The 17,528-nt window shown below is 75.5% G+C and carries 11 protein-coding genes and 1 pseudogene; 3 read left to right on the top strand and 9 right to left on the bottom strand.

The window, feature by feature from the left end; genetic code table 11:
• Nucleotides 1–494: 494 nt before the first annotated feature.
• Nucleotides 495–3,569 (top strand): bifunctional [glutamine synthetase] adenylyltransferase/[glutamine synthetase]-adenylyl-L-tyrosine phosphorylase, encoded by a 3,075-nt coding sequence (locus C593_RS0127400; protein WP_018850526.1) that lies wholly within the window; start codon nt 495–497, stop codon nt 3,567–3,569.
• A 104-nt stretch (nt 3,570–3,673) separates the two neighbouring features.
• Here C593_RS0127400 and C593_RS0127395 read toward each other — a convergent pair whose 3' ends face one another.
• From C593_RS0127395 to C593_RS0127385, 3 genes are all read right to left on the bottom strand, one after another.
• Nucleotides 3,674–4,351, bottom strand: coding sequence for an NAD(P)-binding domain-containing protein (locus C593_RS0127395; RefSeq protein ID WP_018850525.1), 678 nt, complete (start codon nt 4,349–4,351; stop codon nt 3,674–3,676).
• 210 nt (nt 4,352–4,561) lie between these two features.
• Nucleotides 4,562–5,473, bottom strand: a complete 912-nt coding sequence (locus tag C593_RS30660; RefSeq protein WP_037747371.1) for a phosphatase PAP2 family protein — start codon at nt 5,471–5,473, stop codon at nt 4,562–4,564.
• 74 nt (nt 5,474–5,547) lie between these two features.
• Nucleotides 5,548–6,645: a LacI family DNA-binding transcriptional regulator gene (locus C593_RS0127385; protein WP_018850523.1), complete on the bottom strand. Its 1,098-nt coding sequence runs from the start codon at nt 6,643–6,645 to the stop codon at nt 5,548–5,550.
• A 142-nt stretch (nt 6,646–6,787) separates the two neighbouring features.
• Between C593_RS0127385 and C593_RS30655 the strand changes: the two are divergent.
• Nucleotides 6,788–7,225 (top strand): annotated as a pseudogene (locus tag C593_RS30655) (hypothetical protein); the annotation flags it as partial.
• Nucleotides 7,226–7,311: 86 nt separating this feature from the next.
• Here C593_RS30655 and C593_RS0127375 read toward each other — a convergent pair.
• The 5 genes from C593_RS0127375 to C593_RS0127355 form a co-directional block, all read right to left on the bottom strand.
• A complete protein-coding gene (locus C593_RS0127375; RefSeq protein WP_026278127.1) occupies nt 7,312–8,037 on the bottom strand; it encodes a TetR/AcrR family transcriptional regulator in 726 nt (241 codons plus the stop codon).
• A 165-nt stretch (nt 8,038–8,202) separates the two neighbouring features.
• Nucleotides 8,203–9,294, bottom strand: coding sequence for a PDR/VanB family oxidoreductase (locus tag C593_RS0127370; RefSeq protein ID WP_018850520.1), 1,092 nt, complete (start codon nt 9,292–9,294; stop codon nt 8,203–8,205).
• Nucleotide 9,295: 1 nt separating this feature from the next.
• Complete coding sequence (locus tag C593_RS0127365; protein ID WP_018850519.1) at nt 9,296–10,180, bottom strand: metal-dependent hydrolase; 885 nt, start codon at nt 10,178–10,180, stop codon at nt 9,296–9,298.
• Between the two features lie 122 nt (nt 10,181–10,302).
• Entirely contained in the window at nt 10,303–12,195 is a 1,893-nt protein-coding gene (locus tag C593_RS0127360) for a hypothetical protein (protein WP_018850518.1), read from the bottom strand.
• A 500-nt stretch (nt 12,196–12,695) separates the two neighbouring features.
• Entirely contained in the window at nt 12,696–15,806 is a 3,111-nt protein-coding gene (locus C593_RS0127355; RefSeq protein WP_018850517.1) for an alpha-N-acetylglucosaminidase, read from the bottom strand.
• Between the two features lie 104 nt (nt 15,807–15,910).
• Here C593_RS0127355 and C593_RS0127350 point away from each other — a divergent pair, with 104 nt between their 5' ends.
• On the top strand, nt 15,911–16,435 hold the full coding sequence (locus C593_RS0127350; protein ID WP_026278126.1) for a hypothetical protein: 525 nt from the start codon (nt 15,911–15,913) through the stop codon (nt 16,433–16,435).
• A 159-nt stretch (nt 16,436–16,594) separates the two neighbouring features.
• Here C593_RS0127350 and C593_RS0127345 read toward each other — a convergent pair.
• Nucleotides 16,595–17,528 (bottom strand): DUF1996 domain-containing protein (locus C593_RS0127345; protein ID WP_018850515.1); only part of this gene is annotated, 934 nt, incomplete at its 5' end.

The raw sequence follows: 17,528 nt of genomic DNA, 5'->3' as shown, positions 1-17,528 counted from the left end.
GCGGACATCGGCGTGATCGACGCTGATCGGCCGGGAAGACGGAAATACCGAGGATGCGGTTCAGTGGGGCGTCCATGCCAGGAACATGGCGAATCTCACGCGGCGCCGGGACCTCACGCGGGGCGGGGCCCGGCCCCCGCGTGAGGTCCCGCCCGTCCCGGGGCGCGGGCGCCCGTCCCGGGGCGCGGGCCCCCGGGCGGGCCCGCGCCCAGCAGCGGGGCCGCACGGCGGGCCCGGGCCCGGTTCGCGCTGCGGGGGTGGCTGGGGCGCGGCGGGTGGGAGCCCGTGCCGGGCCCTCGGCGGGATCGTGCCGTTCCGGGGGGCGCGGACCGGGACCTCGTGCCGCCCGTCCGGGGCGGCGACGCCGCCACTCCCGTCGTCCCGGCGGGTCGTTGCCGGGAGCCGAGGGCTAGGCTCGAACTGGCGGCATGATCGGCGGGGTCGGGCGGGCCCGCTAGGTCGTGGGTGGGTCAACGTGAGATCGGGAGAGCGGGATGACGGCGGTTCCGGGGCGCAGAAGCAGCACCTTCACGCGACTTCTGCGGCACGGATTCACCGACCCGTCCGCCGCCGAGCGGCTCCTCGATCTGCCCGCCGTGTCCGCCGTCCGCGGCGACCCCGTCCTTCTCGACGCCCTCGGCGGCACCGCCGACCCCGATCTCGCGCTGCGGTCCCTGGTCCGGATCGCCGAGGCCCACGAGGAGGAGGACGAGCGGCGCCGGTTCCTGGACACCCTCGTGGCCGCCAAGCCCCTGCGCGACCGGCTTCTCGGGGTGCTCGGCGCGTCCGAGGCGCTCGGGGACCATCTGGTGCGGCACCCGCGCGACTGGCAGGCGCTCTTCACCTACGAGTCGGCCGACCTGCACCCCGGCGTCGCCGAGTTCGAGCGCGGCCTCGCCGACGCCGACGACCCCGTGTCCCTGCGGGTCGCCTACCGGCGCTGCCTGCTCGCCATCGCCGCCCGGGACGTGTGCGGCACCACCGACGTCGCGGAGACCGCCGCCGAGCTGGCCGACCTCGCCACCGCGACCCTGCGCGCCGCGCTCGCCATCGCCCGCACCGCCGCGCCCGAGGACGCCGCCGCCTGCCGGCTGGCCGTCATCGCGATGGGCAAGTGCGGCGGCCACGAGCTGAACTACGTCTCCGACGTGGACGTGATCTTCGTCGCCGAGCCGGCCAACGGCACCCACGGCGGCGGCCCGCGCAACGGCACCCACGGCGGATCCGCGACCGGCACCCGGGGCCCCCACGCCACCGACGGCGTCCCCGACGAGGCCAAGGCCCTCCAGGCAGCCACCCGGCTCGCCTCCCACCTGATGCGGATCTGTTCCGAGACCACCGTCGAGGGCACCATCTGGCCGGTCGACGCCAACCTCCGCCCCGAGGGCCGCAACGGCCCCCTCGTGCGCACCCTCTCCAGCCACCTCGCCTACTACCAGCGCTGGGCCAAGACCTGGGAGTTCCAGGCCCTGCTGAAGGCGCGGCCGGTCGCCGGGGACCCGGCGCTCGGCGAGGAGTACATCGACGCCCTCGCGCCCCTGGTCTGGCAGGCCGCCGAGCGGGAGAACTTCGTCCCCGACGTGCAGAGCATGCGCCGCCGCGTCGTCGACAACATCCCCGCCGCCGAGATAGACCGCGAGCTCAAGCTCGGCCCGGGCGGGCTGCGGGACGTCGAGTTCGCCGTCCAGCTCCTCCAGCTGGTGCACGGCCGCAGCGACGCGACCCTGCACAGCGGCAAGACCCTGGACGCCCTCCAGGCACTGGCCGCCGGCGGCTACGTCGGCCGCGTGGACGCCGCCCAGCTCGACGACGCCTACCGCTTCCTGCGCGCCATGGAGCACCGCATCCAGCTCCACCGGCTGCGCCGCACCCACCTCGTGCCCGAGGACGAGGCCGATCTGCGCCGCCTCGGCCGCTCACTGGGCCTGCGCACCGACCCCGTCGCCGAGCTGAACCGCGAGTGGCGCCGGCACGCCTCCGTGGTCCGCCGGCTGCACGAGAAGCTGTTCTACCGGCCGCTGCTGGACGCCGTCGCCCAGCTCGCCCCCGGCGAGACCCGGCTCAGCGCCAAGGCCGCCGGCCAGCGCCTGGAGGCCCTCGGCTACGCGGACCCGGCCGCCGCCCTGCGGCACCTTGAGGCACTGTCCTCCGGCGTCAGCCGCAAGGCCGCCATCCAGCGCACCCTGCTGCCGGTGCTGCTGGGCTGGTTCGCGGACTCCGCCGACCCGGACGCGGGCCTCCTCGGCTTCCGCAAGGTCTCCGACGCCCTCGGCCAGACCCCCTGGTACCTGCGGCTGCTGCGGGACGAGGGTGCCGCCGCCGAGAACCTGGCCCGGGTCCTGTCCGCCGGCCGGCTCGCCCCCGACCTGCTGCTGCGCGCCCCCGAGGCGGTCGCCATCCTCGGCGACCCGGAGGGCCTGAAGCCGCGCGGCCGGGAGCACCTGGAGCAGGAGGTGCTGGCCGCGGTGAAGCGGGCCGGTACCCCCGAGGCCGCGGTAGCGGCCGCGCGCGGGGTCCGCCGGCGGGAGCTGTTCCGTACCGCCGCCGGCGATCTGATCGGCTCCTACGGCACCGAGGACAGCCCCGCCGAGGCCGATCCGGGGGCCCTGGTGGACCGGGTCGGCACCGCCGTCACCGATCTGACGGCGGCCACCCTCGCGGGCGCCCTGCGGGCCGCCGTCGCGAACGGCTGGGGCGACACCCTGCCGACCCGGTTCGCGGTCATCGGCATGGGCCGCTTCGGCGGCGGGGAGCTGGCCTACGGCTCCGACGCGGACGTCCTCTTCGTGCACGAGCCGCGCGAGGGCGTGGACGAGCAGGAGGCGGCCCGCGCGGCGAACACCGTCGTCGCCGAGATGCGGCGGCTGCTCCAGCTCCCCACCGCCGACCCGCCGCTGCTCATCGACGCCGACCTGCGCCCCGAGGGCAAGAGCGGCCCGCTGGTGCGCACCCTCGCCTCCTACGCGGCCTACTACCGCCGCTGGTCGCTCGTCTGGGAGAGCCAGGCGCTGCTGCGGGCCCGGCACATGGCGGGCGACGCCGACCTCGGGGCCCGCTTCATCGACCTCGTCGACCCACTGCGCTACCCGGCGGAGGGCCTGGGCGAGGACGCGGTACGCGAGATCCGGCGGCTGAAGGCCCGCATGGAGTCCGAGCGCCTGCCGCGCGGTGCCGACCCGACGCTGCACACCAAGCTGGGGCGCGGCGGGCTCAGCGACGTCGAGTGGACGGTACAGCTCATCCAGATGCGGCACGGCTGGGCCGAGCCCGGTCTGCGCACCACCCGCACCCGGGAGGCCCTGGCCGCCGCGCAGGCCGCCGGGCTGATCGCCACCGAGGACGCGGCCGTCCTCGACGAGGCGTGGGTGCTGGCCGCCCGGGTGCGGAACGCGGTGATGCTGGTGCGCGGCCGGGCGGGGGACACCTTCCCCTCGGACGGCCGGGAGCGTGGTGCCGTGGGCCGCTACCTGGGCTACGGCACCGGCCGGGTCGGGGACATGCTCGACGACTACCGACGGGTCACCCGCCGGGCCCGCGCCGTGGTCGAGGAGCTGTTCTACGGCGGGTGAGACCCCGGCGGCGACGACGCCGGGGAGGCGCCCCCTCCCATGTGCCCCGCGGGCCTCCTGCCCGGTGCCCCGCGGTCGCCCCTCCCCGGCACCCCGCGGGCGCCTTACCGGCCGCGGGCCGGCGGGACCACGCGGATGCCGAAGCCGTAGTCGCCCAGCGCCTCGGCCACACCCATGAAGAGCAGGCTGAAGTGCTCCTGCCCGCGCGCGGTGCCGATGCCGCCCAGGTCGAGCAGGGAGTCGTCCCGCCAGCCGAGGTCGTGCAGCAGCCCGCGGACCGTCTCCTTGGCGCCGGTGTCCTCGCCGGAGAGGAAGAGGGTGCCCGGACCCTCCAGCGAGTCCGGCGCCACCATCAGGTTCCGGTCCACGGTGCAGAGGGTCTTGACCACCCGGGCCCGGGGGAAGGTCCGCTGGATCTCCTCGCCCAGGCTCTCCCCGGGGTGGGAGAGCGAGAAGTCCTCCGTGAAGCCGACGGCGACGTCCAGCAGCACCCGGTCCGCCAGGGCCGCCTCCCCGATCGCGGAGAGCAGTCGCACCGAGACCGTGCCGGGGGTCGCGTTGACCACGACGTCCGCACCGGTCACGGCCGCCGCCGAGTCCACCAGGGCCACCCCCTCGCCCGCCTCCCGGGCGGCAAGGGCGCGGAGGTCCGGGTCGTCGGGCCGCCGGGAGCCGAGGAGGACCCGGTGGCCCGCCTCCGCCCAGGCGCGTGCGAGGGTGCGTCCGACCGTCCCCGTGCCGAGGATGCCGAGGGTCCTGACCGTCTGCGATGTCGTCGTCATGCCCGTGACGCTACGGACGCCCACCGGCCCGCCGCCTCGGGCGCGGGACGCAATCCGGCTGCACCGCAGGCCCTACGTCCCCGGCCGGGCGACCCGCACCCGTGACCCGGAAAGCAGGGCCCGGACACCAGGACCCGGAAAGCAGGGCCCCCACACCAGGACCCAGGCATCAGGGCCCTGACATCAGGACCAGACATCCGGACGCGGGACTCAGGACCGGAAGCGCGCCAGCCTCGCGGCGAGGGCGCCGCCCGGGCGCTGCGCCGACGCGTCGACCAGGCGCGGCAGCCGGTGGGGGAGGGCCCGGTACCAGGCCCAGGAGACCGCGAAGCCGAAGGCCAGGCAGATCATGCCGCCGACCGCGTCCAGCCAGAAGTGGTTCGCCGTCGCCACGATGACGACCAGGGTGAGCGTCGGGTACAGCACGCCGAGGACCCGCACCCACGGCACCGTCGCCAGCGCGCAGATGACGATGCCGGACCAGAGCGACCAGCCGATGTGCATGGAGGGCATCGCCGCGTACTGGTTCGACATGTTCTTGAGGTTGCCGGAGGCCATCGAGCCCCAGGTCTCGTGGACGAGGACGGTGTCGATGAAGTTCTGCCCGTTCATCAGCCGAGGGGGCGCGAGCGGATACAGGTAGTAACCGACCAGGGCCACACCGGTGGTGGCGAACAGCACCAGCCGTGTCGCGGCGTAACGGCCCGGGTGCCATCGGTACAGCCACACCAGCACACCGATGGTGACCACGAAGTGGAGGGTGGCGTAGTAGTAGTTCATCGACACGATCAGCCATGTCACCGAGTTCACGGCGTGGTTGACCGACTGCTCGACCGCTATGCCGAGGGTCTGCTCCGCCCGCCAGATCCAGTCCGCGTTCCGCAGGGCCTCGGCCTTCTGCTCGGGGACCGCGTTGCGGATGAGGGAGTACGTCCAGTAACTCACCGCGATGAGCAGGATCTCGAACCAGATCCGCGGACGGCGGGGTGCGCGGGGGCCGCGGGAGCGGGGGGAGCGGGGGGCGCCCGTGTCCGGGGCAGCGCTCGCGGCGGCCTCGTCGTCCACGATGGGTGACGGGGTCGCTGTTCGGCTGTCCAGAGTCTTCACAGTCGCTTCACCCATGGGACGAGAGTTTGCCAGAAACACGGCCCACCCTGATCATCCCTCGGTCGGGTCCCGGCCGCACCCGCTCCACCTTAGGGACGAGGTACGTCCCGGGGGTGCGGCAGGGCGGCCGTCCGGGGCGCGGAGGCGGTTGAACCGCGGACGACCAGCTCCGGCATGAAGACGAACTCGCCGTGCACCGGGGCGCGGCGCCCGTCGCTGCCGACGCCCGCCGAGTGCACGTCCCCGATCTCCTCCAGCAGGGCGCGGACGGCCGCCTGCCCCATGGCCGGTACCGGCTTGCGCACGGTCGTGAGGGGAGGGTCGGTGAACGCGATCAGCGGGGAGTCGTCGAAGCCCACGACGGAGACGTCCCCCGGCACGTCCAGACCGCGCTGTCGCGCCGCCCGGATCGCGCCCAGCGCCATCATGTCGCTCGCGCAGACAACGGCCGTGCAGCCCCGGTCCATCAGCGCCGAGGCCGCCGCCTGCCCGCCCTCCAGGGTGTAGAGGGAGTGCTGCACGAGCTCGTCCTCGACGGTGTCCGCCGGGCTGCCGAGCTGGTCCCGCACCGCCCGGGCGAACCCCTCGATCTTGCGCTGTACGGGGACGAAACGGCGCGGCCCGACGGCCAGGCCGATCCGGCTGTGGCCGAGGGAGACCAGGTGGGTCACCGCGAGCTGCATCGCCCCCCGGTCGTCCGGGGAGATGAACGGCGCGCGCACATGCGGCGAGAAGCCGTCCACCAGGACGAACGGGACGCCCTGGGCGCGGAGCCGCTCGTAGCGGTCGGTGTCCGCGTTGGTGTCGGCGTGCAGGCCGGAGGCGAAGATGATGCCCGAAACGCCCCGCTCCACCAGCATTTCGGTGAGTTCGTCCTCGGTGGAGCCGCCCGGGGTCTGGGTGGCAAGTACCGGTGTGTAGCCCTGCCGGGTCAGCGCCTGCCCGATCACCTGGGCGAGCGCGGGGAAGATCGGGTTCTCCAGCTCGGGGGTGATCAGGCCGACCAGCCCCGCGCTGCGGCGGCGCAGCCGCACGGGCCGTTCGTAGCCGAGGACGTCGAGGGCGGCGAGGACGGACTGGCGGGTGGTCGCGGCGACTCCGGGCTTCCCGTTGAGAACCCGGCTCACCGTCGCTTCGCTGACCCCCGCCTGGGCGGCTATGTCGGCCAGGCGTGCGGGTGCGGTCACGGATTGGACTGTACCGGTCGCGCCCGCGTCTGCACACACCGCCACCGCACCGCCACCGGCCGCCGCCCGGGGGTGCCCGGGGCGGCGGCCGGCCGAACCGCGCAAGGTCCGAAACACGTGTCACGGGCGAGTGGTTCGCCGGAGCTGCACCCGGCGGATCGACCTGCCCGCCGAGGGCGGCAAGGGCCGCGTCCAGGGCTCGCTCACCGTCACCGTGCACCGCACCGAGGCCCTGGCGGACCGGGAGATGAAGGACACCGTCCAGGAGAGCTTCCGCTGCCCCGTCCAGCAACTCGGCGGCGAGCAGCGGCTGGACGGCCTGATGTCCATGCACCTCGACCCGAAGGACGTCAAGAACGCCGACGCCACCCTCTTCGAGTCCGGCACCTGCACCGGCCCCGGCTCGGGCGGCCCGCAGCCCTACGTGTGGACCAAGTCCCGGATCGGCAGTGTCACCACGGCCGTCTCCGTCAAGGGCGCCAAGCGCCGTACCGTCTCCGACCTGATCCGGCTCGCCCCGCGGGAGCGGGCACGACGGTGCCCGGTGCCGTCCCGCCGCCCGGCCGGCGCCGGATGCTGACCTGGCTCGGCGCGGGGGCGGCGGCAGGTTCCGCTACCTGGGGACGGACGCGCGCAAGGTCTGAACCGAGGGGCCGGGGGTGCTGCTCAGGAACCGGCGCGCTGAGCCGGGACCTTGATGACCTCGGGCGCGAGCCGGGCCAGCCGCACCACCAGGTCCCCGAACGGGCCGTCGGCCGGCTCGTCGGCGAGTATGCCGACCAGGACGGCCGCCATCTCCTCGTCGTACGCGGCGCTCACCGCCGCCAGCGCCGCGAAGTCGTGCACCAGCTGCAACTCCAGCTCGGCGCGCGGCACCGCGCGCCCGTCCAGCCAGATCAGCGCCGTGGACTCGGCGAGCGACACCCAGGAGCGGACCACCAGCGCGAGCCGGGGGGAGGGCTCGGCGACCCGCAGATGGGACAGGATCTGCTCGTACGCGGCCTGCCGTACGTCGTCGATCATCGCGGTCGTGGTGGAGGAGCCGACCGCCGGGCCGCCGCGCATCAACGCCGAGAAACCCGGGCCGTGTTCGTCGACGAAGTCGAAGAACCGGCCCATCACGCGCAGCAGCCGCGCCCCGAGCGGACCCTCGTGCGGCTCCTCGAACCGGGCGGCCAGCTCCTCGGCCGCCCGGCGCAGCGCCGCCTCGTACAGGCTCTGCTTGCCCGGGAAGTAGTGGTAGACGAGCGGCCGGGAGATCCCGGCGGCGGCCGCGACCTCGTCGATCGAGACCTCGTCGGGGGAGCGGTGGCTGAACAGCTCCAGCGCCACACCGATGAGCTGCTGCCGGCGTTCCTCGACGCCCATCCTCCTGCGCACCCCGGTCGTCATACGAACACCCTACCGACTGACCGGAACGCGCCCCTCCCCGGAGCGCGCCGGCCGGCACCCGGGCCGTCCCCGCTTTCGGCCCGGGCGGCACCCGTTCCGTCCCCGCTTTCGGCCCTGGCGGCACCCGGGCCGTCCCCGCCTTCGGCCCGGGCGGCCCCGACTTGGCTACAGATCCAGGACCAGCCGCCTCCCGTGGCAGCGGGAGACGCAGAGCAGCATCGCGTCCTTGCGCTCCTCCTCGCCGAGGAGTTCGTCGCGGTGGTCGACCTCACCGTCCAGGACCCGTTGGCGGCAGGTGCCGCAGAAGCCCTGCTCGCAGGAGTAGAGGACGTCCGGCAGCCGCTCGCGCACCGCGGCGAGCACCGACTGCCCGGCGGCCACCGGCACCACCGCCCGGGTGCGCCGGAGTTCGACCTCGAACGCCGTTCCCGGGTCCGCGGCGGCGGCCGAGGCCCCGGCGGCGAACCGTTCCAGCCGCAGGGTGCAGCCGGCCGGGAGCAGGTCCCCAGCTGCCGCCATCAGCGGCGCGGGGCCGCAGGTGTGGACGGCGGTGCCGGGGGCGGCACCGGCCAGGAACGCGGCCAGGTCCGGGAGACCGTCCTCGTCCTCGGGCACCACGAGCAGCCGGCCGCCGGCGCCCGCCGTCCCGGGTGACCCTGCCAGTTCCGTGAGTTCGTCCAGGAACGGCATCGAGGCGCGGGAACGCCCGCAGTACAGCAGCCGCCAGGGCAGGCCGGACGCGGCGACCGCCCGCACCATCGGCAGGACGGGGGTGATGCCGATGCCGCCCGCGACGAAGAGGTACGCGGGCGCGGGCGCAAGCGGGAAGCGGTTGCGCGGGCCCCGGATCTCCAGTTCCGTGCCCTCGGTGAGCTGTTCGTGCACCTCCCGGGAGCCGCCGCGCCCGTCCTCGGCCCGCCGGACCGCGACCGTGTACACGTCCGGCTCGGCCGGGTCGCCGCACAGCGAGTAGGGCCGGACCAGGCCCGAGGGGAGCACCAGGTCGATGTGCGCCCCGGGCTCCCACGCGGGCAGCCCGGGGGCCTCCAGACGGAGCCGGACGACCCCCTCGGCGGGCTCGGTGCGCGCCGTGACGACCGCACGGCGTACGGCCGTACGCGGGCGGCCCCGGCCGGAGACGGGCGTCGCCAGCGCGGGCATCGGCCACAGCGGGGACCGCCGGATACGGTGGCGGGCGGCCCGCCGGGCGAGCAGGACCGCCCCGGCGACCAGGACGGCGGTGCGCGGCCGGGGCATCTCAGCGGCCTCCGCGCGCGCCGGGCGAGGTGGCCAGATAGGCCACCGCCTGTGCCGTGCTGCACTCCTGGGAGGGGTGGTAGGCGCGGCTCAGGTAGCGCGGGATGGACCGGATCATGTCCTCGGTGCGCGGCAGGACCCCGTGGCGCCCCGCCCGGTGGAACCGGCCGAAGCTCGCCCGGCCGTCGAGCAGGGTCGGGTCGTTCTCCATGAAGAAGCGCGCGCCCCGCTGCCACAGGAACACCAGGGTGGAGAAGGCGACGGCCCACGTGCGGACACGCCGGCGGTAGCCGCCGTCCACGTGCATGAAGAGGTCGAAGGCGACCGAGCGGTGCTCGACCTCCTCTGCGCCGTGCCAGCGCAGCAGGTCCAGCATCACCGGGTCCGCGCCGCGCCGGTCCAGTTCCTTGGCGTTGAGCACCCAGTCGCCGAGGAAGGCGGTGTAGTGCTCGATCGCCGAGATCAGCGCGACCCGCTCCATCAGCCACCAGCGGCTCGCCCGGCCCGGCGGCAGGGTCCGGTCGCCGAGCAGCTTCTCGAACATCCAGTCCACCTGGGCGGTGTACGGCGTGGGGTCCAGGCCGAGCCGGCGCAGATGCGGCAGTACGTCGTCGTGCGCCTGGGAGTGCGTCGCCTCCTGGCCGATGAACCCGATGACGTCCTGGCGCAGCCGCTCGTCGCGGATGTACGGCAGCACCTGCCGGTAGACGTGCACGAACCAGCGCTCGCCCGCGGGCAGCAGCAGATGCAGGACGTTGACGGTGTGCGTGGCGAACGGCTCGCCCGGTATCCAGTGCAGGGGCGTGTCCGCCCAGTCGAAGGAGACCTTGCGCGCCGTGAGCGTGGTCCGCTCCGAAGCAACCGGCCGGGGCCGCGTGTTGGACATGGTGTCAATGTACTGAGGAGTACGCCGGGGTGACAGGGGTCTGCGCGGACTTCCTGCCGGGCGGGGCGGTCACCGGGGCGGGCGTGCGTCCGGGGCGCGTGGGCCCTGCCGTGCGTGCCGGGTCAGCGCAGGGCGCCCTCCCACGTCCCGTCGGCCAACTCCCCGTCCAGCCCGGCCCGGGCGCCCTCCCGCGCCCGCACGGCGAGCGTGGGCCCCTCGCCCTCGCCCGTCACCCCGCCGGACAGTCGCAGCGAACGGTACGGGCCCCCGCCCGCGGCCAGGGCGTACCACTGGCCCGCCCGCGACTGCCACAGCACCCCCGCCAGCACCCGCGGCCGGCGCACCCCGCACGCCGGGGAACCCTCCGCGCGGGCCACCACCGTGGCCGGGGCGGACGACCGGGCGGCCGGCGGCAGGAACTGCGCCATGACCCGGTTGCCCGGCCCGCGCCAGGTCTCGCCCCGGGTGCACAGCCACACGGCCGTCCCGTTCGCCTCGGGCAGCCGCTGGCGCGCGTACGCCCAGCCGTTGACCTCCCGCACCCCGTGCGAGCGCAGCGCGGTCAGCGAGCACGCGGCCCGGGCCCAGACGGCGCGGGCGGCCGTCCCGTCCGCGTCCCGTGCCGCGCCGGGCGGGCCGAAGGTCAGCCGCGCCGGGGCGAGTTCGCCGAGGTCGGTGAGGAGCCGGGTGCCGCCCTCCGCGTCCTCGACGCGCAGGGTCTCCCACGCCTCGCAGGAGTCCTCCCGGCCGACGGTGCGCAGCGGCTCCGTCACACCGGCGCCGTCCCGGCGGAGGGGGCGCGGCCGGGCGTCCGGGTCGAGCAGGTCCCGTACGGACACCTCCCGCACCCAGGGCGCGGTCAGATAGCGCACCGAGCCGCCGGTCCGGCCCGCCAGCAGGGCCGCCGCCGAGGCCGCGTCCGCGCCGTCCGTGCGGGCGAAGTCCAGGGCGGACGCGCCGCCGGGCCGCAGGGACTCCGCGTACCGCACGATCCGCAGCCCGTCGTGGAGCAGCACCACCCGCGCGCGGCCGACCTCCCCCGCGAACAGAAGCTGCGCCGGGCCGGCGGGCGGCCCGGAAGGGGTCCCGGGGGTGGCCGACACGGTGATCCCGCCGGACGGCTCCGCCCACATCGCCAGCGCCCGGCCCAGCAGCGCGGTGTCCTCGGTGAGCGTGCCGCGCACCGGCCACACCGAGAAGTCCCGCCGGGTGGACGCCTCCCAGACCGACCCGGAGACTCGTGTCAGCGACTGGGGGGTCAGCGCCCGCGCCGCGTCGTCCGGGCGGCCGTCGCCGCCGGTCCCGGTGCCGGGCAGGGCGAGCAGGGTCCCGCAGACGGCGAGCGCGGCGAGGGCCGCCGCGCCCGCCCGCAGCCGCCGTCCCCGGCGTGCCGCGTCGGGCGGGCGCACCTGGAGCGAGCAGGCGTCGAACCCGGAGGACAGGAACAACTCCCCGGGCAGCTCCCGCGCGGGCACCGCGTCCGCCTCCGCGACGGCGGCGGCCGGGTCGGCCACCCCGGCGGCCGCGAGCAGGTCCCGGACCCGGGCGTCGTCCAGCCTCTCCAGCCCGCGCAGCACACACACCGCGCGGCCCGGCCCGGAGAGCTCCGACAGGCGCTGGTCCAGGGCGAGTTCCCCGCCGCCACCGGGCCGTGGGAACACCCGCAGCCCCCAGACGCGCGGCAGCGGGGACGGCAGCAGCCGCCCGCGCAGCGCCCCGCGCACCACCCGCGCCCGGGCGAGCGCGTACGCCGCGTCCACGGCCCCGCCCTCCTCCTGCGGCCGCCGCGCCCGCGGCACCCGGACCACCGCCTCCCGCCCACGCGGCAGCGCCCGCCGCGCCACGGCATGCGCGGCGAGCACCCGCCGGCGCCGCCCGTACGCCGCGGGCAGCAGCAGATAGGCGAGCCGCACCAGCCGCGGGTACTCCCCGCACACCCCGCTCGCGCCCACGGCACCGATGCCCTCGACGACGGATGGGGAGACGGTCGGAGACTCGGCCGGCTGTCGCTGCATGCCCTCAGAACGAGCCACGGGCTTCCTGGTCACCACCGGGCCGCCGGGCCCGGCGCGGCGCGCGGGTCCGCCGCCGACCGTCCCGGCCCGGGGCTCCCCGGCCGTGCGCCGCGACGGGTCGGCGGCCCCGGCGGGGCCCGGCCGGGCTGCCCCGGTGCCGGGGGCCGCGCGGGGTTCGCCGCGTCGGGCAGGGGTGCAACCCGCCCGGCGGAGCGGTCTGTCGGGCCGGCTCCCCACGGGCACCGAGCGCGAGCCCGGCCCGCCGCCTGGGCCGGAGGGGCCGGGGCCCCGGGCTCGGGGCCGAGCTGCGGCCGGACACGGGCCCACTGGTCACCACCGGCCACCGGCCCGGCGTGGCGCGCGGGTCCGCCGCCGACCGTCCCGGCCCGGGGCTCCCCGGCCGTGCACTGCCATCGGCCGGCGGCCCCGGCCAGGCCCGGACGGGCCGCCCCCGGATCGGGGCCCCGGTGCGGCCGGACACGGCACCCGGGCCCGGGCGGCTACACCCCCGTCACCGACCACCCGCTGAAGCGCGCCGTCCCGCGCGCCCCTCCGCCGCCGTTGGCGGCCGACTGGAAGAAGCCCGCGTCCTGGGCCGGGGACGCGCCGGGGACGGTGGCCGTGGCCACGGTGCGCCACGCGGACCCCCCGTCGGTGGAGAACGCGCCCGTGAAGGTGCCGGAGGCGTCGCGGGTCAGGCGGAGGAGGACCGGGGCGCGGACGCCCGCGACCCGGCGCTGGGTGTCCAGGGAGCCGTCGCCGTTGGTGTCGTACGCCATCGCGACGCCCCGGCCCGGCGTCACCGAGAGGGTGACGAAACCGGTACCGCCGGGCGTGGACAGGTCGTCGCGGACGGTGATCCCCGCCCGCGCCCATGGGCCGGTGTCGTCCTGCGCGTCCACCCGCAGCAGTACGCTCCCGCCCGGGCGCAGCGCCCCCGGCCGGTACGCGGTGCCGAACTCCACCGTGCCGCGCCACAGGTCCGCCCCGCCGCCGGCGATCGCGAACCGGTCGCCGAGCTGCCCGAACACCGCCTCGTTGGAGGTGTACGTCCGCCAGACCGCCTCCAGCGGAGACGCCAGGTGCAGATCGCCCCGCCGGGTGACCGCCACCGGCTCCTCGCCCAGCGGGCCGTAGCGGGCCGTCAGCGCGTACGGCAGCGGCACCAGCGGCTCGGCCGGCTCCACCGCCGGGGCCGTCACCCGCCAGACCGCCTCCCGCGTGCCCCCCGCCGGGACCCCGTCCAGACGGGCCGGACCCGGCCGGTCGGTGTCCGGGCCGGTCAGCTCCAGCTCGATGGGGCCGGTGGCCCGCAGCCCGTTGAGGTTCCGGAAGGTGACCGTCACCCTGCCCGTTCCGCCCGGTGCGAGCCCCGGCGGGTCGGAGCGCAGGGAGACCGCGCCCTGGTACGGCGCGACGGCCAGCGCGTCCCGCACCCGCAGCGCCGTCCGGTACGCGTCCCCCGTCGCCCGCACCGGGTACGGGGTGCGCTCCCGCGTCCACGCCTCCTCCGCCGGGTACCAGTCGAAGGACTTCGGCGCCCGCCCCTCCGCCAGCGCGTCCCCGTACTCCGTGAGGAACGCCTCCCACTGCGGCACATGGACGTCCTCCATCAGCCCCTGCCAGTCGCGGTTCGCGTAGTTGCTCAGCGCGTTCGCCGCCGACCGGTCCGCCCAGGTGGTGACCAGCGCCCGTGCCGTGCGCTCCAGCTCCACCGCCTCAGCCGGCGAGGTGGCCAGCCGCTTGGCGTCCTCCAGCCACGGCCCGAGCAGGAACTGCCGGTGGCAGCCTGCCACCGTCCCGCTCAGCCGCATCAGCCGCAGCCACAGCGCCCCGATCGCCCGGAACGACTCCGCGTCCTTCTCCCGGTACGCGGCGCGCAGCGGCACCTGGAGGGTGCGCGAGCGGTTGGCGAGCGCCTGCCGTGCCACATCCGTGAGGTCGTGCCGGTACGCGTCCGAGTCCCGCAGCTCCGGCCGCACCCGCAGCAGCGCGTCCAGCGCCCGGTCGAACCCGGCCTGGTCGAAGGCCGTGCCGACCGCCGAACCCAGCGACGGCCGACGCGAGAACAGCGAATCGTGCGGCCGCCCGTCACTGCTGGTCAGCCGGTACGCGGTGGCCGCGAGCGCCGCGAACGCCTCGCGCGCCGCCGGGTCCTCGCCGCCGTAGCGCACCTGAGCGTACGAGGCGAACCACGCCTCCCGGTCGATCGTCTCCTCACGCCAGGCAAGTTCGCTGAAGAGCTCCAGCGCCGCCGGGTCCCGCTCCGCCGCCTCCGGCATGTACGCGGTGCCCACCAGGGCGCTGCCCGGCCGGTCCCGCCAGGCCGTGAACTTCGCCGTCCAGCGGTCGGTGTTGGCGCCGATCGTCGTCCGCCCGCCGAAGTTGGGGATCGTCCCGAACGCGTACGGCGCCCCGCGCCACTCGGTGTCCCGGTCGGTGACCGTGTCCAGGTCGGAGAGCCCGTCCACGATCAGCATCCGCGAGGTGTCCACCGATTCCAGCAGCGCCGGGCGCGGGTTGGACTGCCAGCCCAGGATGACCCAGGTCGCCCCCGGCCGGGCCTCCTGGAGGGACCGCTCCACCGCCCGTGCCGCGTCCGGCACGGGCACGTCCCCGGCGGTGCCGCCCTCGTGGAGGAGGTCCATCTTGAAGTACCCGACCTCCCCGAACAGCTCGCCCTGGTGCCGGTAGAAGGCCCGGCCGGCGTCCGCGAAGGCGCGGGTGCGCGGGTCCAGCCAGTCGGGACGGCGCAGCCCGTTCCAGGTGCCCTGCGGTACGACCCGGGCGTCGCTCCCCGGATTGCGGGCCGCGAAGCCTTCCGGCACCGTGCCGAACCAGCCCGGCAGCACCGGCCGCATGCCCAGCTCCCGCAGCCGGTCGCAGATCCGCCGCCCCAGCTCACCGCGCCGCTCCAGCAGCGCCGCCGACATGGGGCCGCCGTACTCGCTCATGTTCTGGAGCAGCCACCACGGCTGGTGGGACGGGGCGGGCAGCCAGGTGCGCGCCTCGGTGTCCGAGTAGCCGAAGTCCATGAGGAGGCGGTGGTAGACGGCCTCCTGCCCGGGTGTCACCAGGACCTCGTTGCAGCCGTGCAGCGCGAGCACGTCGATCAGCCGCTCCCAGCGCGCCCAGTCGGCGTAGGGGGCGGTGTAGCCGTCGTGGGTGTCGTTGTACGCGAACCGGTGCGGGACCGTCGCCCTGCGCTCCAGCGGGCCGGCCGGGGCCGCCAGGACGGCGGGCAGGTCGAGCTGGGAGCCGGACCACGAGATGTGCGTCCGGCAGACGTACTTGAGGTACCAGTGGACGCCGGTGAGCAGCACGGCCGCGTCCGTCCCCGCGACCCGGATCCGCCCGGCCGTGCCGGTGACCCGGAACCGCTCGGGGCCGGTCAGGGCGCGCAGCGCGAACTGGTGGGCGTGCCCCGGCAGCAGGCGTTCCAGTGCGGCCCGGGCGGGCGCGAGGGTGTCGGCGCGACCCCCGCCCGGCGGGGGCGGGGACGGTGCCGTGACGGCGGGGGAGGCGGCCGCCGCGCCGGGGGCGGCGAGTACCGCGCCGGCCCCGGCCAGCCCGGCGGCGCCCAGCAGCGTACGTCTCGTCAGCTCGGCCATATCCCGTTCCTCCGTGGTGCGGCGGGGACTTCTGGTGCGTGCGGGAGCGCACGTTACTCGCGGTTCACTCCCCGAACGGGGACCTCTGGGGGCACCATGGCCGCATGCGGACGACCACGAACACGAGTACGGCACGGGTGGCCCGGACAGGACTGGCGGTTGCGGCCCTGGTCCTCGCGGCTGCCTGCTCATCGGGTGAAAAGGACAACGGGCGTGTCGCGGACGCGCCCGAGGCGGCCACCGGGAGCCTGGAGGAGATAGCGGAGCGGGCCGACTGCGAGCCCAACATCCAGACGGACGCGGCCGAGCTGCGGCAGGCGAACTGCGCGACCGGGGACGGGCGCTACATCCTGACGACCTTCGCCACGGACCGCGGCCAGCGCGAGTGGATCAACGAGGCGAACGACTACGGCGGCGTGTACCTGGTCGGCCGGAAGTGGGTCGCGACCGGCGACGAGAAGGTGGTCGCCGCGTTGCGGGGGCGCCTGGGCGGCGAGGTCGAGAGGGGCACGGACCACGGCTCGCACGAGAGCGGCGGCCAGGACGAGGACCACCAAGACCACCGGGGCCACCAGGACGGCGAGAAGCACGAGGAGCACGGCGAGGGGCACGAGGGGCACGGCGGCTGACCCCCGCCCCGCGCACGGTCCCGGGCCGGCCTGCCCGGGACCGTGCGCGGCACCCGTCCGTGTTCCGTCCGTCCGCACGCACACCGGGGCCGGGACCGGCTGGAGGAGTCCAGTCGGTCCCGGCCCCGGCGCGTCCCGCGGGTTACCGGTGGTGGGGTGTCACCGGCACCTGCGGTTGCCGTTGATGCAGTTGACCATCTTGTTCATGAGCCTCTCGTCGAAGACGTTGATGAAGTCGCCGTGGTCGGTGACGGGCTTGTGGAGTTGTTCGGGGAAGGAGTCGACGGCGAAGACGACGGGGTTGTCGCCGTCGAGGACGGGCGGGGGCACGTCGTAGACGATGCGCTGGACGAGTTGGGGGATGGCGCGGAAGCCGCTGGGGCACCGGCCGTTGGCGTCGGCGAAGGCGACGTGGGTGCGGTGGTTGGCGCTGTCGGTGTTCTGGCCGTCCCAGCAGCTCTGGAACGTGAAGGTGCGGACGACCTGGCTGCCTTCGGGGCAGATGGGGTACTTGTCCTTGAGTTGTCGGTCCTCGAAGCCGGTGCAGCTCCAGGAGGCGTTGGCGTTGGCGTTGCCGTTGACGAAGGCTTTGGCGTCGCCGGTGATGATGCGCAGGAAGCGGGGCATGGCGGTGACTTTGCTGCGCGGGTTGCCGACGAAGTTGAGGGTGACCTGGGTGGGGGTCTGGATTTCGCCGACGTTCTGGTCGTTGCCGCCGCCGTCGGCCTGGGCGTCGTTCTCCTGCTGTCCGTTCTGGAGGCGCAGGACGGGCCAGTAGTAGGTGGAGCGGTCGCCCTGGTTGCGGCAGGTGGTGGCGCCGTTGGCGAGGTCGTCGTCGCTGGCGAAGGCGTCGTTGGCCTGGTTGCCGATGTAGTCGTGCATGTGGTGGGCGCCGTTGGCGACGCCGGGGGCGACGATGACGTTGTCGGGGTTGAAGAGGCCGCCTGCGTTGACGCCGCAGTCGGTGGTGAAGGTGCCGCGGGAGGCGCCGCGCTTCTGGCGGGGCTGGGAGACGTTGGGCTGGACGTCCTGGATGTTCACGAAGTCGCCCGCGACGGGGCCGTTGCCGGCCTGCCCGCCGAACCCGCCACCG

It is taken from the genome of Streptomyces sp. CNT372 (assembly GCF_000377145.1).
The sequence above is the reverse complement of the archived record's forward strand: the minus strand, read 5'-3'. Positions and strand labels throughout refer to the sequence as shown.